Source organism: Chelativorans sp. ZYF759 (assembly GCF_012911015.1).
Classification (GTDB): Bacteria; Pseudomonadota; Alphaproteobacteria; order Rhizobiales; family Rhizobiaceae; genus ZYF759.
The window spans coordinates 121,216-147,646 of sequence record NZ_WVVV01000003.1 but is presented as its reverse complement, the minus strand read 5'-3'; the positions used below and the strand labels follow the sequence as shown (position 1 = coordinate 147,646).

Sequence of the window (26,431 nt, the reverse complement as noted above, 5' to 3'; positions counted from 1 at the left end):
CTCAGCGCTTCAGGCTGCCCAGCACGCCGCGCACGATCGCACGGCCGACGCCCGATCCCACCGACCGCACCACCGATTTGATCGCCGCCTCCGCCACGCCCTGGCGGTTGGACGCCCGTCCGGTCGTGCGGCCCCCCGTGCCCAGGCCGAAATCGGGCAGCGACCACCCACCGCCGGCGGCGGGCTGTTCGGCCGGCGCCTTCGCCGCCTCGCGGGTTCGGGCGGCTTCCTCGGCCTGCTTCTTCAGCAGCTCATAGGCGGACTCCCGATCGATCGTCTGCTCGTAGCGGCCGGCGACCGGGCTTTGCGAGACGATGGAAGACCGTTCGCCATCGCTCAGCGTCCCGATGCGCGAGGATGGCGGCCGGATCAGCGTGCGCTGGACGATCGAAGGCGAGCCGTCGCTCTGAAGCGTGGAAACCAGCGCCTCGCCGGTGCCGAGCTTCGTGATCGCCTCGAAACTGTCGAAATCCGGATTGGGGCGGAAGGTGTCGGCCGCCGTCTTCACGGCGCGCTGCTCGCGCGGAGAATAGACGCGCAGCGCATGCTGGAAGCGGTTGCCAAGCTGCGCCAGCACCGTCTCGGGAACGTCGAGCGGGTTCTGCGTGACGAAGTAGACCCCTACCCCCTTGGAGCGGATCAGGCGGACCACCTGCTCGATGCGCTCCATCAGGGCCCGTGGCGCGTCGCTGAAGAGCAGATGCGCCTCGTCGAAGAAGAACACCAGCCGCGGCTTTTGCGGGTCGCCGATCTCCGGCAGCTTCTCGAACAGTTCCGACAGCATCCACAGAAGGAAGGTCGAGTAGAGGCGCGGGCTCGACATGAGCCGATCGGCCGCCAGGATGTTGATGGCGCCGCGCCCGTCGCGCGCCGTGCGCATGAATTCCGTCACCTCCAGCGCCGGTTCGCCGAAGAAGCGGTCGCCGCCCTGCTGCTCGAGCACGAGCAGCGCGCGCTGGATGGCGCCCACGGATGCACGTGTCACGTTGCCGTAGCGCGCGCTGATCTCCTGCGCGCGCTCGGCCACGCTGGCCAGCATCGACTGGAGGTCCTTCATGTCGAGCAGCAGCAGCCCCTCCTCGTCGGCGATGCGAAAGGCGATGTTGAGCACGCCTTCCTGCGCGTCGGTCAGGCCCATCAGCCGCGACAGGAGCAGCGGCCCCATCTCGGTGACCGTTGCGCGCACCGGATGCCCCTTCTCCCCGAACACGTCCCACATGATCGTCGGGAAGGCTTCGAACGCGTAGTCATCGAGCCCGATGGCGGCAGCGCGCTGGGAAAGGAAATCCTTCGGCTCGCCAGCCATGGCCAGACCGGCCACGTCGCCTTTCATGTCGGCGCAGAAGACCGGCACCCCGGCATTGGAAAACCCCTCGGCCAGGATCTGCAGCGTGACGGTCTTGCCGGTGCCCGTCGCCCCGGTCACAAGGCCGTGGCGATTGGCCTTGCCCAGCAGCAGCTCCTCGCGCCCGGTCACGCTGTTGTCGGGCGCACGGCTTGCCCCGAGGAATATCGTATCGTCCTGCCACATATCTGCTCCCCCGCGCTGCGCCCCGACGGCCTTCCAGCAGTTTATAAGGCGCGCCCCAGGCTGCGACAATCAGCAACACGGAGGCAAAATCGACCTGTCTTGTGATTGCGGGACGGCCCGAAGGCCCATACACTTGAGATGGTATTGGGGATCCAGATGAAAGCGGCCAGCATCAATACGAGATTTCCGCCCGTCGAGCGGTCACAATGGCTCGACCGGGAGCGTGATTCGCCCGGCACCGCGCCGTTCGGCCGGTCCGTGCTGCAGCGCGGCGAGGCTGCGTCTGCGCTTGCCCCCGAGCCCATCCCGTCTGCCTATCTGCGCCGCACGCGGCCTTCCTGGCGCATGCTCCAGCGTATCGACCATCCCGACCCCCGGCAGGCCAACGAACAGGCATGCCGCGACATCGAGGCCGGCGCCACCGGGCTCGCCCTCGTCTTTTCCGGCGCGCTGAACGCGTTCGGCCGCGGTCTTCCGGCCGACCCCGCGGCGCTCGACACGGTGCTTGCCGGCATTCCGCTGGGCAAGATCCATCTGCGCATCGATGCCCATCCCATGGGCCGTGCCTCGGTCGACTGGCTCGCCGCCGTGCTTGCTGAGCGCAAGGTCGACCCACAGCGCGTCAGCATGTCCTTCGGGCTCGATCCGGCTGCCGTGCTTGCCGGCACGGGCACCTTCAACATGTCCATCGAAGCGCTCCAGGCATCGCTGCCGCAGTCGCTGGCGCATTTCTTCGCCATGGGCCTGCCGGCCGTCCTCCTGGAGGCGGATGGGCGCGTGGCGCACAATGCGGGCGCCACCGAGGCGCAGGAACTCGGCATCATGCTGGCCGCGGCGGTCGCCCATCTGCGCATGTTCGAGGACGCTCGCCAGCCGCTCATGTACGCCGCGCCCCATATCGGCTTCGCGCTTTCGGTCGACCAGGACCAGTTCATGTCGATCATCAAGGTCAGGGCGCTGCGCAAATTATGGGTGAAGGCGCAGGAGACCTGCTCCATCCCGCCGTCGCGTGCCGCCGTCCATGCCGAATCCTCCTACCGCATGCTGTCGGCGAGCGATGCCGAGGCGAACCTGCTGCGCAACGCCTATGCCGGGCTCGGTGCCATCGTGGGCGGCGTGGACTCGCTGGCGCTGCTGCCGGCCGGCATCGAACGGGGGCTTTTGCGGGCGGAGGCCCGCGACATGGCGCTGAAGAGCCAGCTGCTGGTCGCCCGCGAGAGCTACGCGGCCTTCGTGGCCGACCCCTGGCCGCGTGTTACCGGGCTCGACGCACAGGTTGCCGCGCTCTGCGAGGCCGCCTGGGAGGAGTTCCGCAAGATTGACGCGGAGGGCGGGATATTCCAGAGCCTCACAGCGGGCAAGCTGCAGGAGCGCGTGTTGCAGGCGCGCGCCGCCAAGGGCGCCTGCCGTCATCGAGACCAGCTTCCCGCCGGCCTGTTCGAAGCCGCAGCACCCGAAGCCGACGGCGAAGCGCCGGCAAGCTGCCGTCCCTTGCTTCCTGCCCTGATGGAACAATACGAGCCGCCGTCGGACGATCCGGAAACCGTCGAAAACTAGGCTGCCGGGCCCGCGGGCCGTCAGTCCTTCTGCGGAATCTCGAGCGCGGTCAGTTCCCATTCCTTGCCATTGACCTCGACCACGTCGCCGACGGACTTGCCGAACAGCGCCTTGGCCACAGGGGCGGCATGGGAAATCTTGCCATGGGTGGTGTCGGCCTCGTCTTCGCCGACGATCTTCCAGACGTGGCTTTCGCCGTCCTCGTCCTTGAGCGTCACGATCATGCCGAAACGGACAACCGTCTCGTCGGGTCCGGGCTCGGAAAGCTCGGCCGTTTCGCGGCGCGCGTTCCAGTAGCGCAGGTCGCGCGAAACGTGCGCAATCTTCTCGCGATCGGCCTGCGCCTCCGCCTTGGCGAATTCCTCGCGCAGGGTCGCGATCTCGGTATCGATCTGGATCATCCCGCTGCGGGTCACGAGATTGCGATATGTGCTGACAGGCCGCTCGCCGATGTCACTCGTCGAGAAGTCGTCGTCCTGTTCGCGTTTGAAAGCGCTGCTCATTCAGGAAAGGTAGGGCCGAAACGCTCCAATAACAAGCAAATCCGCTAGCCGGCTGCCGATCTGCCGTCGCTGCGGGCCAGTTCGCCTGCCGGTCTGAGCGCGCCGACACGGTTCCCCTTCCAGTTGGTCAGTTCCGGGTGCGCCAGAGCATCGAGGTGGCGCGCCATCGCGTGGTCGTCCTTGAAGAGGCGCGCCAGCACCGCCGCAACCATCACCTCTGCCGCTCTTCCGGCGCCGTCGTCGCATTTGAGCGCGATGCCGATCCCCAGTTCCGGAACCGCACCGCAATAGACGCCTTCCGCGCCGATCTTGACGAATATCCGCCCGCCGGCGCCCTGCATGAGCTTGGTGTCCACGCGGTCCGTTCCGGCAACGCAGAAGGGCTCGGCCATGCAGGCATCCATCAGCCGCCGCGCGGCCTTCGCCCGTTCGTTGCCGAGACCGACCCCGCTCGCCATGCGCGCGAACCCCAGCGCCAGCGCGTCGAGCGGCACCGCATAGGTCGGGATCGAGCAGCCATCCGTGCCGCAGGCCTCCTCGCGATGTGGTGCGCCGGTCACGCTCTCCATCGCCTCGCGCACGGATATCTGCATGTCATGGTCGCGCCGCACATAGCCGCGAGGATCGATACCACGATGCGCGCAGGTGCAGACGAAGCCCGCGTGCTTGCCCGAGCAGTTGTTGTGGAGCGCCGAGGGCTGCCCACCCTCGCGAGCCAGCTGGCGCGCCGCCGCTTCGCCCATGGGCCAGTGCGCACCGCATTCGAGCGAACCGGCATCGAACCCCGCCCGCTTGAGCATGCTTTCGGCCAGCGCGGCATGCGCCGGTTCGCCCGAATGCGACGCGCAGGCCAGCGCCAGTTCGCGGTTGCCGAAACCGTATGCGTCCGCCGCGCCGCTCTCGATCAGCGGCAGCGCCTGGATCACCTTGATCGCCGAGCGCGGAAATACCGGCCGTGCGACGTCGCCCAGCGAAAGAAGTGTAGCGCCGTCCGCATCGCGCACGCACACCGCGCCGCGATGCCGGCTCTCCACCAGATCGCCCCGCATTGCCTCCACCAGAACCGGATTGGCCATTTGTCTCGCCCTTTCTGAAGCCGATGCCCTTAGGCCGCGGCCGGGGTGAAGGCAAAGGATTTGTGCGGACCGCGCGGTCCGCAAAGTCCCCCGATTCACGTTCCGGGGACTCCCGGACCTGCTCGCTTGATTGACTGCTCAGTCAATAAAAACTATCTTCCACCCTGGAGATGATTGACTGATGCCCAAGATCGGAATGGAACCGCTGCGCCGCCGCGCGCTCATCGACGCCGCGATCCTCGCCATCGGGGAGCGCGGGTCGCTGGACGTCACCATGTCCGAGATCGCGGGGCGGGCCGGCGTCTCGCCGGCGCTTGCCCACCACTATTTCGGTGGCAAGGAAGACCTTCTGGCCGCCACCATGCGCCACCTCCTGGCCGAGCTCGGCCGCGACACGGTCGCCGCCCTGCGACGGGCGGACGGCGCCCGCGCGCGCATCAGCGCCATCGTGGCGACCAATTTCTCGCCGTCCCAGTTCCGCAGCGAGACGATCGCCGCCTGGCTCGCCTTCTATGTCGAGGCGCAGCGCTCCGATGCCATGCGCCGTCTCTTGCGGGTCTATGCGCGCCGGCTGCATTCCAACCTGGCCAGCGCGCTGGTCGAGCTCATGCCGCGGCTTGAAGCCCTGCGTGCGGCCGAGGCCATCGCGGCGATGATCGACGGCCTCTACATCCGCCGCGCCCTCAAGCAGGGCGAGCCCGACGCCCGCTCGGCCATCGCGCTTGTCGAAGACTATCTGGCCATCAAGATCGCAAGGGAAACCCCATCCGCATGAGCGCCCAGCCGAACATCCTCATCATCATGGTCGACCAGCTGAACGGCACGCTGTTTCCCGATGGCCCGGCCGAGTTCCTGCACGCGCCCCATCTCAAGACACTGGCGGCGCGCTCCGCGCGGTTTGCAAACAACTACACCGCCTCCCCCCTCTGCGCGCCCGGCCGCGCCGCCTTCATGAGCGGGCAACTGGCTTCTCGCACCCGCGTCTACGACAACGCAGCGGAATTCGGTTCCTCGATCCCCACATTCGCGCACCACCTGCGCGCGGCGGGCTACCACACCTGCCTGTCGGGCAAGATGCATTTCGTGGGTCCCGACCAGTTGCACGGTTTCGAGGAGCGCCTGACGACCGACATCTATCCCGCCGATTTCGGCTGGACGCCGGACTATCGCAAGCCCGGCGAGCGCATCGACTGGTGGTACCACAATCTCGGCTCGGTCAAGGGCGCCGGCGTGGCCGAGATCAGCAACCAGATGGAGTATGACGACGAGGTGGCCTTCCTCGCCAACCAGAAGCTCTACCAGCTGTCGCGCGAGAGCCAGGACGAGGGTCGTCGCCCTTGGTGCCTGAACGTCTCCTTCACCCACCCGCACGACCCGTTCGTCGCGCGCCGCAAATACTGGGACCTCTATGACGGCTGCGACCGGCTGGAGCCGGAAGTGGGCTTCATCCCGCATGATCAACAGGACCCGCATTCGCAGCGCCTCTACCACGCCAGCGACTACCCTTCCTTCGACATCACGCCTGAAGATGTCCGCCGCTCGCGACAGGCCTATTTCGCCAACATCTCCTATCTGGACGACAAGGTGGGCGAACTGGTCGACACGCTGACGCGCACCCGCATGCTCGACGACACGCTGATCCTCTTCTGCTCGGACCATGGCGAGATGCTCGGCGAGCGCGGCCTGTGGTTCAAGATGTGCTTCTACGAGGGCTCGGCGCGCGTGCCGCTGATGATCGCCGGCGAGGGCGTGCCGGCCGGCCGCATCGACCAGCCCGTCTCCAATCTCGACATCCTGCCGACCCTTGCGGACCTTGCCGGCATCGACATGAGCGCCATCATGCCCTGGACCGACGGCCAGACGCTGGTCCCGCTTATCCAGGGCGGCAAACGTACCGAGCCCGTGCTCATGGAATACGCCGCCGAAGGCTCCATCGCGCCGATGGTCGCGATCCGCGACGGGCGTTTCAAATTCGTCCACTGCGAGATCGATCCGCCGCAACTCTTTGATCTGGAATCGGATCCCGCCGAACGTGTCAATCTCGCCACCGACCCGGCCCACGCCGATCGGGTCGCCGAATTCATGGCGATGGTGCGCACCCGCTGGGACATGACGCGCTTCGACGCGGAAGTGCGCGAGAGCCAGGCGCGCCGCTGGGTGGTCTATCCCGCACTGCGCAACGGCGCCTACTATCCGTGGGACTTCCAGCCGCTCCAGAAGGCGTCGGAACGCTACATGCGCAACCACATGGATCTGAACGTGCTGGAGGACCGCCAGCGCTTCCCGAGAGGAGAACAGGCATGATTACCGTCTATGGCCGTGCGACATCGATGAACGTCCAGTATGTGATGTGGGCGCTGGCCGAACTCGAACTGGCGCATGAACGTCTCGACTATGGCGGCGCCTTCGGACGCACCGACAGCGACGAATATGGCCGTATGAACCCCAACCGGCTGGTGCCGACCCTCGTCGACGGCGACCTGACCCTGTGGGAAAGCGCGGCGATCGTGCGCTATCTCGGAGCCCGCTACGGCAGCGAGGCTTTCTGGCCGGCCGATCCCGCCGCACGCGCGCCGCTCGACATGTGGGCGGAGTGGATCAAGACCGCCTTTTCGCATGTGCTTCTGATGGACCTCTTCGTACCGCTCGTGCGGGTACGCGAGGCCGACCGGGATCCTTCCGCCGTCGCCGCCGGCGCCGAGCGCATGAAGCCGCTCGCCCGCATGCTCGACGAACGCCTCGCGCAAGCGCCCTTCCTGGGGGGCGAGCATGTCTCGTTTGCCGACATCATCGTCGGCACGCCGCTCTACCGCTACTACACAATGGAGTTCGAACGCGCGTCCACCCCCAACCTGGACGCCTATTACGCGCGTCTCAACGAGAGGCCGGCCTTCCGGGACCATGTGATGGTCTCCTTTGAGAGCCTGCGCGCCAGATGATGGAAGCCGATTACGTCATCGTGGGGTCCGGCTCCGCCGGCTCCGCCCTCGCCCATCGCCTGTCGGAAGACGGGCGGCATTCGGTCATCGTCATCGAATATGGCGGGACCGATGTCGGTCCCTTCATTCAGATGCCTGCCGCCCTCTCCTTCCCCATGAACATGGGCATCTACGATTGGGGGCTGTCCACTGAGCCCGAGCCGCATCTGGGCGGCCGCGTGCTCGCCACGCCGCGCGGCAAGGTGCTTGGCGGCTCCTCCTCCATCAACGGCATGGTCTATGTGCGCGGCCATGCGCGCGACTTCGACCACTGGAAGGAGGAAGGGGCGGCCGGCTGGGGCTTCGCCGACGTGCTTCCCTATTTCAAGCGCATGGAGAATGCCGAAGGCGGCGAGCCCGGCTGGCGCGGCACCGACGGACCGATGAACGTGCGCCGCGGGCCCATGAAGAACCCCCTCTACAAGGCCTTCATCGAGGCGGGCGGCCAGGCCGGTTTCGAGCTGACCGACGACTACAACGGCGCCAAGCAGGAAGGCTTCGGCGCCATGGAGCAGACCATCCACAAGGGTCGCCGCTGGTCGGCCGCCAACGCCTATCTGCGCCCTGCCCTCAAGCGCAAGAACGTGAATCTCGTCAGCGGCTTGGCGCGGCGCGTTGTGATCGAGAATCACCGCGCCACCGGCGTCGAGATCGAAGCTCGCGGACAGATTCAGGTGGTTAAGGCACGACGTGAGGTCATCCTCGCCGCCTCCTCCATCAACTCCCCCAAGCTGCTCATGCTGTCGGGCATCGGGCCGGCCACGCATCTGTCCGGACACGGCATCGAGACCGTCGCCGACCGGCCGGGCGTGGGCGCCAATCTTCAGGACCATCTGGAGCTCTACATCCAGCAGGAATCGCGGCAGCCGATCACGCTCTATTCGAAGCTCAACCTTTTCTCCAAGGCGCTGATCGGCGCGGAATGGCTGTTCCTCAAATCGGGCCTCGGCACCTCCAACCATTTCGAGGCGGCCGGGTTCGTGCGTTCGCGCGCCGGCGTCGACTATCCCGACATCCAGTATCACTTCCTGCCCGTCGCCATCCGTTATGACGGCAAGGCGGCCGCGCCCACCCACGGCTTCCAGGCCCATGTCGGACCGATGCGCTCGAAGTCGCGCGGCTCGGTGACGCTGCGCTCGGGCGATCCGCGCGAGAAGCCCGTGATCCGCTTCAACTACATGTCGCACGAGGATGACTGGCGCGACTTCCGCCACGCCATAAGGTTGACCCGCGAGATCTTCGCCCAGCCGGCCTTCGACCCCTTCCGGGGGGCCGAGATCTCGCCCGGCGCGCATGTCGAGAGCGACGCGGCGCTTGACGCCCATATCCGCGAGCATGTCGAGAGCGCCTACCATCCCTGCGGCACCTGCCGCATGGGCCGGGCGGACGACGCCATGAGCGTGGTCGATCCCGAATGCCGCGTCATCGGCGTGGACGGGCTGCGCGTGGCCGATTCCTCTATCTTCCCGCGCATCACCAACGGCAATCTCAACGCGCCGTCGATCATGGTCGGCGAGAAGGCGGCCGATCATATACTGGGCCGCACGCCCCTGCCGCCCTCCAACCAGGAACCGTGGATCAACCCGCGCTGGGAAGTGGCGGATCGATGATCGACTTTTGCTGCATCGCCCGGCCCGATACTTCGTTATAGGTCGGTTTCGGAAGCGAGGAAGAATTCCAGATGAAACAGAACCAGCTCTATCTCCTGCTCGGCGCCCTGGCGGTCATCGTCGTCGGCCTGATCGCCTATCTCGTCTACGAGCAGACCCGGCCGAGCGGCGTCGAGATCAGGCTCGATGAATCCGGTATCTCGGTTCAGGAGAACTGAGACCCCCAACCCAGCCGATCGCGGCAAGAGAAGGACACGAGCAAAGCATGAAGGCACAGCCCAAGGCATCGCACTACATCAATGGCCGCTACGTGGAGGACGATCAGGGCGCGCCCATCGACATCGTCTATCCGGCGACCGGCGAGACGATCGCCCGCCTTCATGCGGCAACGCCCAACATCGTCGAACTGGCGGTCGAGGCCGCGCGCACGGCGCAGGCCGCCTGGGCGGCCCTCAAGCCGGTCGAGCGCGGCCGTATCCTGCGCAAGGCGGCCGACCTGCTCGTGGCGCGCAATGACGAACTCTCCCGCCTCGAGACGCTCGACACCGGCAAGCCGATCCAGGAGACCCTCGTGGCCGACGCGGCATCGGCGGCCGAGGCGCTCGAATTCTTCGCCGGCGCGGTTGCCACCTTCAACGGCGAATTCGTCGATCTCGGCGGCCCCTTCGCCTATACCAGGCGCGAGGCGCTGGGCGTGTGCGTGGGCATCGGCGCCTGGAACTATCCGATCCAGATCGCGGCCTGGAAATCGGCGCCCGCGCTCGCCATGGGCAACGCCATGGTCTTCAAGCCGTCCGAGACCACGCCGCTGACCGCCCTGGCACTGGCCGAAATCTACACCGAGGCGGGCCTGCCCGACGGGCTCTTCAACGTCGTGCAGGGCACCGGCGAGGTGGGCGCCTCCCTCATCTCGCACCCGGCCGTCGCCAAGGTCTCGCTCACCGGCTCCGTGCCCACCGGGCGGAAAATCTCCGAGGCCGCCGGCAAGGGGCTCAAGCACGCCACGATGGAGCTCGGCGGCAAGTCGCCGCTCATCGTCTTCGACGATGCCGACATCGAAAATGCCGTCGGCGGCGCCATGCTCGGCAATTTCTACTCCGCCGGCCAGATCTGCTCCAACGGCACCCGCGTCTTCGTCCACAAGGCGGTCCACGACCAGTTTCTCGAGCGGCTTGCCATGCGCACGCGCCGCATCGTGATCGGCGATCCGCTCGACCCTTCCACCCAGATGGGCCCGCTGGTCAGCAAGGCCCAGCACGAGAAGGTGCTCTCCTACATCGCGATCGGCCGCGAGGAAGGCGCCAGGCTCCATTGCGGCGGCGGCGTGCCGCGCCTGCAGGGCCTGGAAAACGGCTACTATCTCGAGCCGACCGTCTTTGCCGATGTAAAGGACGAGATGCGCATCGCACGCGAGGAAATCTTCGGCCCCGTCATGTCGGTGCTTTCCTTCGAGGCCGAAGACGAAGTGATCGCACGCGCCAACGACACCGAATTCGGCCTTGCCGCCGGCGTCTTCACCCGCGATCTCGCGCGCGGCCATCGCGTGGTCGGCGAACTCCAGGCCGGCATCTGCTGGATCAACGCCTATAATCTCACGCCGGTCGAAATTCCCTTCGGCGGCTACAAGCAATCCGGCATCGGACGGGAGAACGGCCTTGCCGCGCTGGCTCACTATTCCCAGATCAAGTCGGTCTATGTGGAGACCGGCGACGTCGACAGCCCCTATTGACGGATCCGCGCCGCGGCGTGGATTTTTGTCGACGATCCGCCTTGAAATCGGGCCGGATTGCCCGTAATAGCCACGCCATAACGGCTCGTGCGGTTGTAGCTCAGTTGGTTAGAGCGCCGGATTGTGGATCCGGAGGTCGGTGGTTCGAGCCCACCCAACCGTACCATCTCCCGACACCCGTTTATCCCCCGTTTCGACGTCTCGCAGGTGCGCGTGCCGCCATTGCCGCGCGGCGATGGCCCCGATAGTTTGGCTCACGAAAGGCGATCATGGCACGCAGGTCTTCTTCCTTCGGATTCATGGGCAGGTTCGGGCGCTCGCATGATCTGCGCGAACTCGACAAGGCCCTGCGCGCGGCCGACCTCCACCCGATGCTGGTGCCGGAAGGTGTCAAGCTCGCCACCGTCAATCTGATGAAGGACGCCCAGGGGGGCGAGCCGCCGGACCATGCCTACCCCTATGTGGCCGACATGCTGGCCTTCTGCGTGCTCGGCGCCAACGGTTTTGCCGGCGCCAACGGCATCGAGCGGCTGGAGGCGGTGGAGGCGCGCATGCGCACGGCGCTGGAGGAAGGCGACGGGCTCGATGCCGGTCTTGTGCTGCTTGCCCACCATGCCAGGCTGCTCAATCCGGGGCTCATCGAGGAATACGGGATCTCGGCCGAAGAGGACGAGTAGGCCCTGTCGCCTCAAAAAAAAGCCGGGCGCGAAGCCCGGCTGAATTGAAGGCTGTGAACCTCCAGAGGGGAACGCGCCAGCACAATCGAAATTGCGCCGCGCGATCGTCCAACGGCCCCCGGGGACAAATGTTCCCGCGCGAACGCTGCGGCCCGCGCGTCCCGGGGCAAGACACCTTAGTCGGTGGCGCCGGTCTGGACGTTGGTGTCGGGCGCGCTCGGCGCTTCGACGTTGACGTTCGGCGCCTCGGGCGCCTCGATATTGACGTCCGGCGTGTCCATGGTCACGTCGCTGCCCGCGCCGCCACCGGTGAAGTTTCCGCCGAAGAAGAAGAACACGATGACGACGATGGCCAGAACCGCAACGATCGCGGCAATCGCACCGCCGCCACCGCCGCCGCCACCAGTCGTCACGATCGTCTCTCTCTCACGTTCCTGCATTTGAAAGTCTCCTTGTTCTCCATTCAGGTGCTTGAAAACGGGCAAACGGGGGTCCGGTTCCATTCTGCTGCACGGGCCGGGCGACTTTGTCTTCGGCCGACATGCCGGCGCGGGCTCCTCTCGTCACGCCACAAGCCACCTGCGATTGCTTGCCTCAGGCAGGAAAAAGGCGGCGCCTGCGGGCACCGCCTTTTTGTTGCGGAACTGCTTTTGTCCGGCCGCCTCACCGCGCACGGTCGCGCGAGATGATGCGGCGCGGCGTTCCAGCCTGTCGGCCACAGCCTGCTAGCTGCGGCCCGTCTTGTTCGCCGGCTGGGCGGGCTGCCGGTCGGCGCGGGGGGCCGACTGGGGCGGCACCGGTCGTTTGGCCGGCGAGGTGGAGCGGAAACGACGCCACAGGGCGTAGGCGCCGGTGGCCAGGGTTAGGAAGCGAAGCATGTCGGTATCTCCGGTTGCGATGCCTACAAACACAATGGCGCCACCAACGGTTCCGCCCGCCCGCGACACGCAGGTTTTTGCGCAGGAAATTGGGGGGAGGATGGCTATGGGGGATTTTTCTGGTCGGAGTGGCAGGATTCGAACCTGCGACCCCATCGTCCCGAACGATGTGCGCTACCAGGCTGCGCTACACTCCGTAACCAGAGGCGGGCTTATAGCCAAGCGCCGGGCATTCCGCAAGCCGGTTTTGGCCGACAGATACCGGCTTCTCGCAACAGGGCGCGCATGCCGGCGGGACTCGCAGGATCAAGGGAAGAGTGGCTGGCCTTCTTGGGCAACTATCGAACTTTTTGCGCTGCCCCGAGTGTGGCTGAAGTTCGCATGCTACAGGAGGTCGGCTATTTCTTTTCGCCGACATAGCGGCCCTGGATCGGATGTTTGGCAACGCTGGACGTATGCGAACTTGCGCCAGCAACATCAACGAAGGGCGTCCAAGCATCACCGGGGCGGGGTTCGAAGCGTCGGAGTCAGACCACTAGCGCAGGCAGCTTGGCCCGGCGAGTGCACGACGGCTATCGCGCCTGCGCCCTCGGCCAACCAGTGAGCCGTCGCGGCCAATTCGAGGATGGTCACATTCTTATGAGCCAAGCCATCCGATCATCAGAACCGAGATCGATCCCTTGCCGCTTTCGTAGCCGCGCCGTTCAATTCGGCTATCGCGAAAGTCGTTCTCGGTTATGGTGCAAGGACGATTCGGGTATGTTGAGTTGAAGACATCGATGCAGGCGATCGACCTTTACTGTGGTTGTGGGGGCATGTCGACGGGAGCCGCGATGGCGCTTCCCGACCTCGATGTCAGATGGGCGCTGGACATCAACAAGTACGCCACGGAGACGTTCAAGAAGCACCATCCGGACGCGGTCATCGAGTGCCGGAACGTCGCCGAGGTCTCTGCCGCCAGCATAATCGAGAAGGCGGACATCTCCGCGATCGACTGGTTTTTCGCGGGGCCGACCTGCCAGGCTGTCAGCACGATGGGCATCTTCCATCCCGGGGATCCGCGGAACGCGCTCTTCGTGCATTTCGCGCGCCTCCTCGACGGCTTCATCGATCTGGGGCTGAAGCCCCGCAACATCGTTCTCGAGAACGTTCCGGGGATCGTCTATGGCAACAACCTGGCCATCGTCAGAGAACTGTTCCAGTTCCTCTCCGGGCGCGGATACCAGGTGGCAGCCGACGTCGTCAGTTTCGCGGATTATGGTCTTCCCCAACTCCGCAACCGGTTTCTCCTCGTGGCGACGACTTCGGACGCCCCGATCAGCTTTCCGCGCCCGACGTTCTCGGAAGACGGAGCCGATGGACTGCCCCGTTATCGAACGGTGTCGGAGGCGATTGAGGATCTCTACTCCGTCCCTGCCCGGCCGGAGAATCATCCACCTCTTCCGTATCCGTCGAAGCCGCTCAGCGCATACCAGTCGTCGCTCCGCGGAGAAAGCACCGAACTGCAGAACCACGCCTGCTCGCAGGTCAGCCAATTGAATCGAGCCCGAATCGCGTCCGTGCCCCAAGGCGGTAGCTGGAAGGATATTCCGCAGGACATTCTGCCGGAACGATTTCACCGCGTGAGGATGACGGACTACGCGACCCTCTACGGCCGGCTGCACGACAGCGCGCCGTCCTATACGATCTCGGCAGGCTTCGCGAACATCACGTCCGGCTGCTTCACGCATCCCCGCGAGGATCGTCCGCTGACCATTCGCGAGGGGGCGCGACTGCAAGGTTTTCCCGACGACTTTGTCTTCACGGGGCCGAAGACGGCGCAATACCGGCAGGTGGGAAATGCAGTTCCGCCTTACGGCTTCGCGCAGGTCGTCCGACACCTCGCGTCCGGTGCAGAAGGCCGGCCGCCGCGCTTGACGATCGATGCCGTCAACGCGAACAACGGCCTGCCTAAGGCAGTGCGTCGCTTCATGGGGCGCAGGACGGATTCCAATCTGGGCAAGGACGGCTACGGCGGAGGCACGTACTGGCCCAAAGGGTGGGGACCGGAGATGGAGCGCGCCGAGGTCGCGCGGAACGGGCACCGCAAGGACGACGGCCCGCTCCGCTATCGGCGTCGTGAGCGCCGTGCGGCACGGGACGGCATTGCCCTGCAACCCTTGACCAGCCTGTTCCGAAGCGAAGGCGAGGACCGGGAAGGCATCGCACGAGCGTTAATGCCGGCCGCGGAGGACATCACGTTCTCGGTTCCGATCGTCGCCGGACCAGCGAAGAAGTTGGACCCACTGGACTGCTCGATCGTTCGCTTGCTCTCTGCGATGTCGGAAACCGGCGGCCGCTTCGCGATCGACGTACCGTTCGCTTATGTCCGGGGACGCATTTGCCTCATCGCGGCTCTGCTGAAAGACGAGGGTTGCCCTGGCGCACCTCTCGACGTCGTGTCGGACAAAGGCGGTCGCGCGGTAAACCTTCGCTGGTCCGGTCGCCTCAGGACCGAGATGACTCTCGGCTTCGACGGTCATGCCAGGGAACCAGGCGCGGCGTGTCTCACCGTGACTTGCATCGCCGCGGTCAAGAAACCACTTCGGGAGGGAAGAAGGACCTCCCGAAAGCAGAGAATTGGCTGAACCGCCCGTCGATCCGCGCCGAAGGGATTTGATGAAGCGAATCCGCCGGCGCAACACCGCCCCCGAACTTGCGGTCAGGCGCGCCCTGCGGCGCCTCGGCGTTCACTATCGCCTGCAAGGCAAGGACCTGCCGGGCAACCCTGACATCGTCAACAGGCGCCGGAAGGTCGCGATCTTCGTTCACGGCTGCTTCTGGCACCGACACCCGGCTGCCGCCAATCTTCCACGCCAAAAACCCGCACCAAGTTCTGGGAAGCGAAGTTCGCTCGGAACGTCGAGCGTGACCGGCGGGCCGAGAGAAAACTCTCCGAGGACGGGTGGTCCGTCGTCGTTGTGTGGGAGTGCCAGACAAGAGATTTCGACCAACTGCTAAAGGACTTGAGCAAATCGCTTCCTAGAATCATAGTATACAGGACGACCGACCGGGGATAAGGTCGCACACGCTTAGGGGGAAGCGGATGCCGTCTGCGGTCGAATGGGAGGATTGGTGTCTTGAGACATTTTTCCTTAATGCCGCGGTCGACGGCCGAATTGACGCGATCGAGATCGATGACGGGAAGATTATCGAATTCTCCGGGGCTCCCGATCTGGAGGGCGCCCACCGCCAATTCCTTTCCGTGCTCCCGACGCTGTTGGACGACTATCTGAAGGGCGAAGTCAGCCCTGCGTTCCGGACAGTCGGCAAGGCAGCGTCTCGCTCACTCGGGCAAAGCGAGGCGCGACCCAACTTCGTTCGCATTCTCATTTTTTTCCTGTGGCTGCAGATCACCATTTCGAAGGACAAGGACGAGGGCGACATCAGGAGAATGGCGACGGCCGCTCTTGCGCGGCAGTCCCCTCAGGTTCTTGTGGGCCTCCACAATATGTGGATCGCATTGGCGCGATGGCTCAAGGAGCATCGGGACATCCTGCTCGAACTTCCCGATCACGGTAACGAAACGCACGTAGGGATTACGAAGCGCCTTGCGTTTCCTACGAAGAAGGACCTTGATCTCCTGCGTCGAGTTCGAGACGACGGCTACTCCCGGACCGACCTTCGGTCGATTAGCCGGCGGATCGCCGGAGACAGCTACTTCGACCGCACTTCGCCAGCTTTCCGCCGCGCCTTCGAAACCTGGCGTATTGCGGCGAATGTCGATGAGGAGGCCGCGAGGGAACTTCCCTTCATGAGTGCCTGGACCCGCGTGCTAGCGGAGAAGGAAATCGGCACGAGCATTGTCTTGTCCTACGACGAGTTCGGGGAGATCGAAGCTCAGAAAGTCCTTGCCGACGGAAGGTCGCGTACGCTCCAGTCCGATCGAGAACTTCGACAGGAATGCCGTAAGCTCCGTGGTGGAATCGCCAAGGCCGCGAATGTCGGCATGCTGACGCTCCAACGATCCGGCTTGGCGTCATGGACCGTGTGCGAAGGTGACCGCACGGGCGAGTGCCTGATCTCGGAAGCGGCTCTTGGGAGTCTGACACCGCTCGTGCGGAGCAAGATCCAGATCGGTGGGGAAGTCCGCTATCTGTCTTGGCGCCTTTGTAAGGTGGGCCCGAGGAAGAACATCGATAACGTTGTCCCGCAGAACCGGTCTCTTCGCTTCGTGGACAAGGTCCGCGTCGGTGCTCGGGGAACGTATTTGGGCCGGTGGCCGATGACCCCCCACGTCGTCTATCCGGGAGTCCGGACGCCCGTTCTTGTCATCGAAGGACAAACGCACGAGAGCACATTGATCGGCGAAGGGATCGCGAGCCTTCCCCGGGGGGTGTGGGACGGGCCAGTACGGGCGCAGGTCGCAAATGAGACGGCAACAGTCACGCTTCGCGGAAACGCGTACCCCCATGCCGACGAGGATATTCGCTTCATTGATCAGTCGCGTCATGTACCGGAAGACGGTATTTTTCACGATTCGCAGCCGGAAGATCCGAAGTCGCTGCCAACTAAATCCTTTGGATCAGGGGTCGAGCCAGACTCTCGAATCATTGCGTTACAGGAAGCCTTGTATGCCCGCAGCGCACGGACGATAACGCTTCAAGCGGCCGTGGACATGGCGTCGCGGGTCGCGTCCACCGACAGCGCGCCCGACGTGTGGGCGCTCATCCGGCTGTTCATCGACAGCGGATGGTTCGACGTCCCATACGTGTCGCAGGTGCCTGCGCGAACGCTGGTCCAGAGACGCCCCAGCTATCGCCCCCGAAGCAAGGGGGGGCTTGAGGGTGTTTCTATCGAGGGGCCGATGCCAGTCCTACTGGAGGAAGCAATCCGTCGGAAAGCCGAATCCTTCGGGTTGACTTTCGAGCGCAATCTCGGGCGGACGATGTGGAGCCTCCCGAAACTGTGGGTCGGTTCGAGCGACAGGGAGGCCCTCAAAGAGTTCCTCAAGTCCAGCGATCTCGATGAACTTCGGGTGGCGACCGTCTGGAAAAAATCGAACGAGTGGTCGGATATTACCGTCGGTGACGATTTCGAACGGACGGGTACCTGGGATTCCACGGAAGTCCGATTCGGCGGGAACTACGAGGACGAGCCTTGGCCGCGGTTCGTGCGGATGGATCGTCCGGCCAGAGACACGAATGCGCGATACGTGATCGAGCATGAGGCGGGCCAGCGAGAAACGTTCGGATCCGCGAACCTCGCCCTCCTACGATACCTGGATTTGCGAGAAATTGCTGCCTTCGAGGCGTCCGGAGATGAGATCCGGACGACTCACTACCGCTACCGGCTTCCGTCGGCATGGGTGCGGTGGCTGGCCACCGTGCATCTCCGCAATTGCGCTCTCGAGGCGAGTGACGAAGGATGGGCCTGCGTCTATCCGGCCTCTCAAGAATCTGCTCTCGTGCTCTCGGGGATTTATCCCGCGCTGTGTGTGAAATCCGATCCGAAGGTAAGCGAATTAGGCATTCTTCCATGGATGGAACAGACAAGGGTCCGGCTCGCAAAAGATCGTCGACCGATCTGGCACGACGGGAAATTGTGGGCGACTCACGACCTTTCAGGCTTGCGGACATGCTCACGAGAACCCCGAGAAACAAGATAATCTGCAGGCTGCGGGATCGCGCGCCTTTCGACGCCGTGATCGTCGAGCCGATCCGCGCGTCGGACGCCTCCGGCAATGACCACGGCCTCGTTTCCTCGGCACCCTTTACGGTTCGATCCTCGGTCCTACAGAACGAAAGCCCCGGAACCTTCTGGGACATCGAACTCGACACGGGGAAGAAGCCTTCGGCCGAAAATCCGGCCCCCGAATCGCCGGTGCTGCTCGCGCGACCAGGAGGAACGAAGCATTTCCATTCGTCGGTTTCCATGCCGTCGGCGTCTTTCGCACTGCCCGACGGCGATTCGCCTCGTACCCCCCGCACCGTCTCCAAGCTCGTCGTCGCCCTCCTTCCCGATCGCTCTGGGGAGAGCCCGGCTTCGACGCTGCGGCTCGACGGAATCTCCGCGCCTTCCGACATCGAGGCGGACTACCTCGGAATCGGCCATGATCTCTTCGTGAGACGCGACGCGCTTACGATTCAGTCGGGGCGGTATTTCGCACAGATCCGACGGACAGAGCGCTTCCCCGCGTTCGCGCTCACCGGACGACACCACGACATAGTTCTGTCCGGCAGAAGTCTGCGAATTTTCATGGAAGATCCGAGCGTCCAGAGCCGCCCCGTCGATATCAGGACTAGAACGGAAAAGGATCAGGCGCTGCGCGATCTGTTGGAGAGGACGGCTTCCTCCGGACGACTCGACGCGAGCGACCGAGAGGTTCTGGCGAGAGCCGCGAATCTGGTCGGCTCGCTATCACGGGGGGGGCTCGACGCCGACGAGTTGGAGGTTGCGAAAGCGACACTGGCAGACATCGTGGACCGTACCCCAGTTGTCGAAGCGATACCCAAACTCTTGCGTGACGACCCCGCCTTCTCCGAAGACCTCAGGTCCTCGATGGAGAACGCCCGTCGGGAAGCGCTAGTGAATATCGAAGAGGAATTCGTCGTCCCCCGGCGAGAGGCCGAGGCAGAACTCGCCGACGCCCGGCGGGCTCTGGAGAACGCGAAACGCGATCTGTCCCTGGCGAGGGAACGAAGCCGGGCCTATGCCGACGCCACGGCATCAGCCAAAGCAGAGATGAAGTCCAACGTCGAGGAGGCCGTTATCGCGTACCTCGGAGAGAGTGCGGTGGATCTCGCGACCCGCGTCTCCTCGCTCGAATCCGGCGGTACGCTGCGCGAGACGTCTCCGGACATCGACCTCATAGTCGATCGCCTCCTCGAAGGTCCCGGTTCGCTAGCGCGTATCGCGTCTGCGCTCGCTTCGGCAAATGCCGAGACAGAGAGAACGGAGCGCAGATCTCGTCCGAGCGCCTCGAACCCCGAGGACCGGGCCGGCAGTCTGCGAATGTGGGCCTACGACGCTCACGTGCAGTTTGCCGACCTGGTGATCGCGTTCGTCGCCTCGATGACGTGGCGCGTACCGACGTTCGTCGGGCCTCATCGGGACGCCGCCGCAGAAGCGATTTGCAACGCCGTGGGCGGCGGAGAACACTACGTCGTTCACTGCGATCCGACAATGATTTCGTTCGCCGACCTGGTCGGCCGGAAAGGCGACTTCTTCACCCCTCTCAGGAACGCGATCGAGGAGGCGACGGAAAACGCCGACGTTCTAGTTCCGGTCCTGCTGCGCAACATCAACTACGCGCCGTGTCAGTTCTGGCTGCAGGCGCTCGCCGATCGCAAGGACGGCTATCCCCTTCCGCGAAACCTTCTGGTGATCTCTACACTGGCCGAGGACGGCGGAAGGATCGGAATCCCCGAAACCCTCTGGGACCATCTAGTGCCGCTTACGGCCAACCGACCATCCGGCGACGCTCCAACATCGCCTCTGCCCGACGCCGAAGCATACAAGTCGATGCAGTGGACGCGCGCGAAGGACGGAACTCGTATCATTCCGGAAGGGCTGATGCATGCGGCGCTGAATGTTTGCAGAGCGGCCTGCGGATCAGCGTTCGACACGTCGATCGCTCATGACGGCCATTCGCTCCTCACAACTGCGGTCGCGTACCTCGATCTGGAGGCCGACGACATCAGGCAAGGATTCGAGGCCGCACTCCATTGGAAACGGCGGTCGGAACGATCCGACGACGAACTGATCGCGGAAACGATCAATATCCTGAAAGGCTGAAAATCGAATGTACGATCCGATCGGCGGCTTCGAGCGCTCGAAACAGTTTCTCATCTCCTATATCGAGACCGCCTTCCGGATCGATGATCCCGAGGTGTCACGAATCCGCCGGGAGATCCTGGAGAAGCCGGGCACGCTTTCGCTGGATCCGATTCTCGAGATGGTTCCACGATACAAGCCGGCCGAGACTCAGATCGACGAACTCGTCGGATCGGCCGGTGACCGGTATCTCGGTGACATGCCGCTCGCGCATCGGCGTGCCTTCGTTGATCTCGTCCTCTCTGGGCTCTTCGAGAGCGTGCTCGATGAGAAAGGCCGTCGGGTGGGCGCCTATGCGCCGTATGCGCACCAGTTGCAGATGCTGGCAAGAGGACGGATCGACGGCCATCCGGGCATCGTGACGTCGGGCACCGGCTCGGGAAAGACCGAGTCGATGATGTTGCCGGTCCTGGCGCAGATCGCATCGGAAGCGGTCGCGTGGCAGGCCCCGTCTCGTGAACTGGGGACGCGCTGGTGGGAGGACGGCAACAAGTTCGCATTCCAGCGCGCCGGCGAACGCCGACCTGCTGCCGTCAGGGCTCTCGTTTTGTATCCGATGAACGCGCTCGTTGAAGACCAGTTGACACGGCTGAGGAAGGCATTGGACTCGCCGGCCGCCCGCTCGGTCCACGAGGCCCATTTCGCAGGAAACCGAATCTACTTCGGTAGATACACAGGAGCGACGCCGGTTACGGGCTTCCTCGAACACCCGCGTCCGGCGGAAGACTTCGAGAAGAAGCGGAGGGAGCGGAAGGTCCGAGAGCTTCGAGCGAAGCTTCAGGAAATCGACACGCTCCAGACGAGAGTCAGAGAGGACGACGAGAACCGCCTCGCGGTGGATCCCGGCGCCGACGAGAACCGTTACCTGTTCCAGTCGCTCGACGGGGCGGAGATGTACAGCCGATGGGATATGTACGCCTATCCCCCCGACATTCTCGTGACCAACCAGGCGATGATGAGCGCTCTGCTCACGCGTGAGATCGACCGTAGCATTCTCGAAAAGACTCGCGAGTGGCTGCATGGGAACGCCGACGCCAGATTCTTTCTCGTGATGGACGAACTGCATCTGGTCCGCGGTTCGGGCGGTGCGGAAGTATCCGCTCTCGTCCGGATCCTTCTACAGAGGCTCGGTCTGGACGAACCTGAGCACCGCCACAAGCTTCGCATCCTCGCATCGTCCGCTTCGCTGCCTGTCGAAGAGGGTGCGGTCGCCGAGCGCAGCCTGAAGTATTTGACGGACATGTTCGGCTCGTCCGGCACTCACCGGCGAGCGGAACAGAAGATTCCCGTCCAGCAGATCTGGAAGGAGTCGATTGTGAAGGGCGAGGCGATCAAGCCCTCCAGCCCGACCACGGCGGAAGTCGATGCCCCGTCTCTGGTGGAACTTGCGGAAGAATTCGATCGGGAATTCATCGATTTCGCACGATGCGGTGCCGCGGTCACGACCGCCGCCGAGCGGCTTTCGGGGTTGAAGGGTCAGGCGTCCTTGGAGGCTGCCGTTTCGACCGCGGGCCGGCTTCTCGGAGGAGTCCTGGCTGAACGACCGGCACCCGTGACGGTGATAGCGCAGAAGGTCTGCGTATCGGAAGATCCTCGCGTCGTCCGCGGACTGATGCTGCTTCGCGCGATCCCGGACATGCCGAACTCGATCGTGCCGGAAGCTCTCAGGCCTTCCAAGCGGGTCTTTGCCGAGCTTCCTAGCTTTCGCGGACATTTCTTCTTCCGGAGCCTGGAGGGGCTGTTTGGCTCGCTCACCGTGATCGAGGGCACGGGCTTCAAGTGGGCCAGTCCCGACGTCGAGCGCGGCGTGGGCTTCGATACGGGAGAAGGGGCCGAGCGGCTTCGACGCTTCGAGATGCTCTACTGCGAGGCCTGCGGTACGCTCCTCGTCGGTGGACGTCGCGGCGGCGACGGGGCGAAGACCAACAAGGTGTCGCTTCTTCCGACACCTCAGGCGCTTGAAAGTCTACCGGAAACGGCATCGACCGGCCGGTTCGAGGACTCCAGCTTCGCCGAGTACGCCGTGTTCTGGCCGAGCCTTGTCGCGCCTTTGCCAGACGATCCGAAGTACCATTGGACGAGGGCTTCGTTGGATCAAAGAACCGGCGTGGTCTCGGTCGCCGAGGTAGCCGGTCAGGTGCCGGGCTACCTTCTCTCCCACCGTTCCAGCGGCAGGGATACGCACAAACGGTTCGACGACTCTCCGGGAACCGCCGTTCCCTACTGCTGCCCGAAATGCGGCGCGGACTACTCGACCCGACGACTGTCCGAAAACGCTCTTCGGCGAGAGGGAAGACTGTCCCCAATCCGTAGCTTCCGGACCGGCTTCAACAAGTTCTCCCAGTTGCTGGCGAGCGAACTCGTCGGAGCCCTCAAGATCCAGGGTGGCGACAGGAAGGACGGGAAGCTTGTCGCATTCTCGGACAGCCGGCGGGATTCGGCCAGTCTTGCTATGGAACTGGAAGAGGCGCACCAACGAGACCTCCGTCGCGAGCTTCTAGCCATCAACGCCGAACGCATCGCAGAGGGCAAATCCTTCACCGCAGACGATGTGATCGCGCTCGAGGCGGCCGAGGCAGAAGCGGGTAGGGCATTCGCAGAAAAGCGTCTGGGCGACCTTGAGCAGATCGGAAAGCGTATCAACGATCTCGAGAGGAGAAGAGATGCCGCAAATTTTCCGGTTGCAGTCCCCCTCAAGCACCTCTTCGAGTTCAACGAGGGCGCGGATCGCGAGCATGGAAAGCTGAGACCGCTTCTTTCAACGCTCGTCGGCCTGGGTGCCAATCCCATCGAGGGCGCAGACACGAAGCGGAGGCTGCTCGGCAAGAGGCGATGGGAGGAGAACTTCTATCGTCACGAGGACGGAACCTACCGCTGGAAGCAGAGCACGGACGCGAGCGATGCGAAAAATCTCGATGACGCTCGCTCGCAACTCGAGCTTCAGCAAAGCCCGGAAGCCACGGACCTCCTGTTCAGCAAGACCTACTTCGCGATCGAGGAGACCGGACTCGGCTGGCCGAGCTTCTACGGGATGCAAGCCTACACGGACGAATTGGACCGCAAGGACGCATTGCTCCGGATGTTCGGAGATGCGTACAGGATCGTGCCGAACCGGTTCATGAAGGTCGAGGACGCCAAGCCTTGGGATAGCTGGCCGGACGTTGCGAGAAGCCAGCGCGTTCGCGAACTCTCGAGATCCATTTTCGGAACTGACGCGGCCGCTGCTCTCGTGGTGGAGGAGTTCCTGCGGGAGATCGACGCGGCCGGTCATCGCAACGGCAAGATCGACGTCCGCAAGCTGTTCCTTCGCCCGACGCGTACCGGCGATCCGTTCTGGCGCTGCGAGAAGTGCTCGAGAGTTCACCTCCACAAGGGCTTCGGACGATGCACGCGCTGCGCGGAGCCTCTAACGCAGAAGGCATCTGGCGTAGTCGATGAACTGCGGGACGCCAATTTCCTCGGCTCGCGCGTCGTCCGTGCTATGAAGGGCGCGGGTGAACCCTTCCGCCTGCGCTGCCAGGAACTGACCGGCCAGACCGGAGATCCGAGCGAACGCCTCCAGCAGTTCAAGGGGATCTTCGTCACCAGAGAAGGCGAGAGTGCCGGCGCCTTCGATCTGAGGCGAAGCGCGCACGAAATCGACCTCCTCTCGGTCACGACGACGATGGAGGTCGGTGTCGACATCGGAGCCCTTCAAGCGGTCTATCAGGCAAACATGCCGCCGCAGCGGTTCAATTATCAGCAGCGCGTCGGCCGAGCGGGACGCCGTGGCCAGGCGTTCTCCTCGGTCTTTACGGTCTGCCGCAGCCGGTCCCACGACCTGCACTACTTCCGGAACCCTGTCGCGATCACCGGCGACGCACCGCCGCCGCCTTTCCTCACCAACGGGTTGACCGACATCCCGGCGAGGCTTCTTCGAAAGTTCTGGATGATAGCCGCCTTCGACCTCCTGCGCGGAGAGGCAGGCGACGAATGGGCGGGCGACGATCTGGTGCCGGGGGACTTCCACGGCGAGTTCGTGAAGTGCTCCACCTATTTCGCCTCCGACGACGATTGGCCGAGCCGCCTCTCGGATGCCTTGGGCCGAACGGACGAGGCTCGTCGAAAGCTTGCGAGCCTTCTCGCCTCCTCATGTTCGGTGGACGAGGATGGTCTGCTGGAAATCGTCTCTCGGGACGCGCTCCTTGGTGCCATCGCCGGCATGGAGGAGGAATTCGGCTTCCAAACCACGGGGTTGGCGTCCGCAATGGCCGAGACCGGCCTGTTCCCGCTCTACGGAATGCCCACACGCAGCCGAAATCTCTATCTCGAGATGAATCGCGAGCGAAACGGCGAATTTGATGGCTGGGACACGATCGACCGCGATCAGGACATGGCGATCTTCGACTTCGCCCCCGGCAGCGTGGTCGTCCGGGACAAGGAGCGCCATCTCGCCGTAGGCTTCACCGGAGAGCTTCCCGATCTTTCCTTCCAAAAGGAAGCGGACGTCGAGCCCTACGGCAACTGGTACAAGGACAGGTACGTCCTCGGCTACTGCTCTGCATGCGGCAACTGGCAACGTGATCTTCCAGAATGCGCCGTCTGCGGCTCGTCTATCGACGAGGCAAATCGGCGTGCATGCATAAGCCCGGCGGGATATCGCACGGACTTCTCCCCGCGTCAGGACGACGTCAGGGTCGGAGGGCGCCGGAGCCTGAAGCTGTCGAGCATCGGCACGCTACGTGATCCGGATACGACCGGGAATTTCGACGTCTACTTCCAGGAAGCGACCGAAATCCACACCGTCAATCCAGGACCGGAAGTCCCTGAGGGCGAACCCTACGGCTTTTCCGTGCGTGAAGTCGTCGACACGCAGCCCGTCAGAGGCTTCCCGAAGCGGCGCGTGTTCGGCAAAGAGGTCGATACCGTGCTGCTCGACCAGGCTGTTCAGGGCGATCTTGTCGACGATCGTCGCTTCACGCTGTCGGGCGATCCGCTCGTCCACGGATGGCTCGCGTCTTCGAAGAGAACGAACGCTCTCCAGATCTCGCCGCGCAGCCTTAACTCGGCGCTGCGGATCAAGGAGATCGATTCCGCGCCCTTCGGCGAGCGCCGGCCGGAACTCACCAGCATCCGGGCGGCCGCCATAAGTGCGACCCAGATGGTGGTACAGCGCGCCGCTCTGGATCTTGATGTCGCCCCTGAAGAATTTGAGATTCTGGCGCCGCGCTCGGCCAGCGGACAGGATGGCGGCATGAGACCATTCCTCCAGATCGCTGACAGCCTCGCCAACGGCTCGGGCTTTTGCCGCCATCTGCAGACGGGCGCTAGTGCGGTGCCTTTGCTGATCCGCAGCATGCTTAGCGATCGGGACGCGTGGCCGCGCAACGCATTGGAGGCGAAGAGCGACACCCACGATCACCGGAAGTCCTGCGACACGTCGTGCTATCTATGTTTGCAGCGTTACGACAACCGGAACTATCACGGCCTGCTCGACTGGCGCTTAGGGATCTCGTACCTGCGTGCCTTTTCTGACGCCGGTTTCATGTGCGGCCTGGACGGTCGCTTCTCCGATTATTTCGAACTTGAGGACTGGCCGCGGATGGCCGCCGCAATGGCGGACGAGGTGGAGAGCTATGTCCCTGGGCGTCTTCGTCGGTCGATCGGCAGCCTGAAGCTTCCAAGCTTTACGGTGGACCGAGACGGGACGCGCTGGGCGGTCGTGGTTCATCCTCTCTGGTCTCTCGAAGGGCTGAGAGAGCGCCTCAGAATATCTGACGAGGTCGCTCTGGTCGATACCTTCGAGCTAGCTCGACGGCCTCTGGCGGCCATCGATCTCGTGAGAAACGGAGCATAACAAACTCACGCTCGGGCCTGGAGCACCAGCGAGGCGAACCAGCGCGGCGCTGCCCTTAGCGCTCATCGGCGCTCACCCACCCCGGCTTCGACCCAGGTAGCGACACTAGTGGCGACCTCGCGCCGAAGAGCAGATCGCGTTCGGATAGGCGGGCGGAAAGAACTGCGGCGGCTGCGATCCGGGTCTTCTCGTCTTCGAAGACGATCTCGCGAAGCGACCGCCCATCTGCCGCGCGCGACCC

General features: G+C 64.2%; 18 protein-coding genes and 2 tRNA genes. 14 read left to right on the top strand and 6 right to left on the bottom strand.

The window, feature by feature from the left end:
- Nucleotide 1 precedes the first annotated feature (1 nt).
- Nucleotides 2–1,531 (bottom strand): helicase HerA-like C-terminal domain-containing protein, encoded by a 1,530-nt coding sequence (locus GRZ55_RS06830; protein WP_169286159.1) that lies wholly within the window; start codon nucleotides 1,529–1,531, stop codon nucleotides 2–4.
- Nucleotides 1,532–1,687: 156 nt separating this feature from the next.
- On the opposite strand from GRZ55_RS06830, the gene GRZ55_RS06825 reads away from it, so the two are divergent.
- Nucleotides 1,688–3,088 (top strand): methylmalonyl-CoA mutase family protein, encoded by a 1,401-nt coding sequence (locus tag GRZ55_RS06825; protein WP_246734575.1) that lies wholly within the window; start codon nucleotides 1,688–1,690, stop codon nucleotides 3,086–3,088.
- A 20-nt stretch (nucleotides 3,089–3,108) separates the two neighbouring features.
- Here the strand turns inward: GRZ55_RS06825 and GRZ55_RS06820 are convergent, their stop codons facing one another.
- Complete coding sequence (locus GRZ55_RS06820) at nucleotides 3,109–3,591, bottom strand: GreA/GreB family elongation factor (RefSeq protein ID WP_169286157.1); 483 nt, start codon at nucleotides 3,589–3,591, stop codon at nucleotides 3,109–3,111.
- A gap of 44 nt (nucleotides 3,592–3,635) precedes the next feature.
- On the bottom strand, nucleotides 3,636–4,667 hold the full coding sequence (locus tag GRZ55_RS06815) for an asparaginase (protein ID WP_169286156.1): 1,032 nt from the start codon (nucleotides 4,665–4,667) through the stop codon (nucleotides 3,636–3,638).
- Between the two features lie 181 nt (nucleotides 4,668–4,848).
- Between GRZ55_RS06815 and betI the strand changes: the two genes are divergently transcribed.
- From betI to GRZ55_RS06775, 8 genes are all read left to right on the top strand, one after another.
- Complete coding sequence (gene betI / locus GRZ55_RS06810; protein WP_169286155.1) at nucleotides 4,849–5,442, top strand: transcriptional regulator BetI; 594 nt, start codon at nucleotides 4,849–4,851, stop codon at nucleotides 5,440–5,442.
- Nucleotides 5,439–6,971 (top strand): choline-sulfatase, encoded by a 1,533-nt coding sequence (gene betC / locus GRZ55_RS06805; protein ID WP_169286154.1) that lies wholly within the window; start codon nucleotides 5,439–5,441, stop codon nucleotides 6,969–6,971. The genes betI and betC overlap by 4 nt, the downstream gene beginning before the upstream one ends.
- The gene (locus tag GRZ55_RS06800) at nucleotides 6,968–7,606 is read left to right on the top strand and encodes a glutathione S-transferase family protein (RefSeq protein WP_169286153.1); all 639 of its coding nucleotides are present in this window, start codon (nucleotides 6,968–6,970) and stop codon (nucleotides 7,604–7,606) included. The genes betC and GRZ55_RS06800 overlap by 4 nt, the downstream gene beginning before the upstream one ends.
- The gene (gene betA / locus GRZ55_RS06795; RefSeq protein ID WP_210257261.1) at nucleotides 7,606–9,255 is read left to right on the top strand and encodes a choline dehydrogenase; all 1,650 of its coding nucleotides are present in this window, start codon (nucleotides 7,606–7,608) and stop codon (nucleotides 9,253–9,255) included. Before GRZ55_RS06800 ends, betA begins: the two co-directional genes overlap by 1 nt.
- 71 nt (nucleotides 9,256–9,326) lie before the next feature.
- The gene (locus tag GRZ55_RS06790; RefSeq protein ID WP_169286151.1) at nucleotides 9,327–9,473 is read left to right on the top strand and encodes a hypothetical protein; all 147 of its coding nucleotides are present in this window, start codon (nucleotides 9,327–9,329) and stop codon (nucleotides 9,471–9,473) included.
- A gap of 47 nt (nucleotides 9,474–9,520) precedes the next feature.
- Complete coding sequence (gene betB, locus GRZ55_RS06785; protein ID WP_169286150.1) at nucleotides 9,521–10,984, top strand: betaine-aldehyde dehydrogenase; 1,464 nt, start codon at nucleotides 9,521–9,523, stop codon at nucleotides 10,982–10,984.
- Between the two features lie 89 nt (nucleotides 10,985–11,073).
- Nucleotides 11,074–11,150 (top strand) — tRNA-His (locus GRZ55_RS06780).
- A gap of 103 nt (nucleotides 11,151–11,253) precedes the next feature.
- Nucleotides 11,254–11,661 carry a hypothetical protein gene (locus GRZ55_RS06775; protein WP_169286149.1) on the top strand — a complete coding sequence of 136 codons (408 nt, stop codon included), beginning with the start codon at nucleotides 11,254–11,256 and terminating at the stop codon, nucleotides 11,659–11,661.
- Between the two features lie 176 nt (nucleotides 11,662–11,837).
- On the opposite strand, the gene GRZ55_RS06770 is transcribed toward GRZ55_RS06775, so the two are convergent.
- From GRZ55_RS06770 to GRZ55_RS06760, 3 genes are all read right to left on the bottom strand, one after another.
- A complete protein-coding gene (locus GRZ55_RS06770; RefSeq protein ID WP_210257248.1) occupies nucleotides 11,838–12,101 on the bottom strand; it encodes a hypothetical protein in 264 nt (87 codons plus the stop codon).
- Between the two features lie 285 nt (nucleotides 12,102–12,386).
- On the bottom strand, nucleotides 12,387–12,539 hold the full coding sequence (locus GRZ55_RS06765) for a hypothetical protein (RefSeq protein WP_169286148.1): 153 nt from the start codon (nucleotides 12,537–12,539) through the stop codon (nucleotides 12,387–12,389).
- A gap of 120 nt (nucleotides 12,540–12,659) precedes the next feature.
- Nucleotides 12,660–12,736: transfer RNA gene (locus tag GRZ55_RS06760), tRNA-Pro, on the bottom strand.
- A gap of 582 nt (nucleotides 12,737–13,318) precedes the next feature.
- Here GRZ55_RS06760 and GRZ55_RS06755 point away from each other — a divergent pair.
- From GRZ55_RS06755 to GRZ55_RS06735, 5 genes are all read left to right on the top strand, one after another.
- On the top strand, nucleotides 13,319–15,166 hold the full coding sequence (locus tag GRZ55_RS06755; RefSeq protein ID WP_169286147.1) for a DNA cytosine methyltransferase: 1,848 nt from the start codon (nucleotides 13,319–13,321) through the stop codon (nucleotides 15,164–15,166).
- A 31-nt stretch (nucleotides 15,167–15,197) separates the two neighbouring features.
- On the top strand, nucleotides 15,198–15,539 hold the full coding sequence (locus tag GRZ55_RS06750; protein ID WP_306785594.1) for a hypothetical protein: 342 nt from the start codon (nucleotides 15,198–15,200) through the stop codon (nucleotides 15,537–15,539).
- An 85-nt stretch (nucleotides 15,540–15,624) separates the two neighbouring features.
- Complete coding sequence (locus GRZ55_RS06745) at nucleotides 15,625–18,186, top strand: hypothetical protein (RefSeq protein WP_169286146.1); 2,562 nt, start codon at nucleotides 15,625–15,627, stop codon at nucleotides 18,184–18,186.
- Nucleotides 18,156–20,315: a hypothetical protein gene (locus GRZ55_RS06740; RefSeq protein WP_169286145.1), complete on the top strand. Its 2,160-nt coding sequence runs from the start codon at nucleotides 18,156–18,158 to the stop codon at nucleotides 20,313–20,315. Before GRZ55_RS06745 ends, GRZ55_RS06740 begins: the two co-directional genes overlap by 31 nt.
- Nucleotides 20,316–20,322: 7 nt before the next feature.
- Nucleotides 20,323–26,190 carry a DEAD/DEAH box helicase gene (locus GRZ55_RS06735; RefSeq protein ID WP_169286144.1) on the top strand — a complete coding sequence of 1,956 codons (5,868 nt, stop codon included), beginning with the start codon at nucleotides 20,323–20,325 and terminating at the stop codon, nucleotides 26,188–26,190.
- Nucleotides 26,191–26,431: the final 241 nt, after the last annotated feature.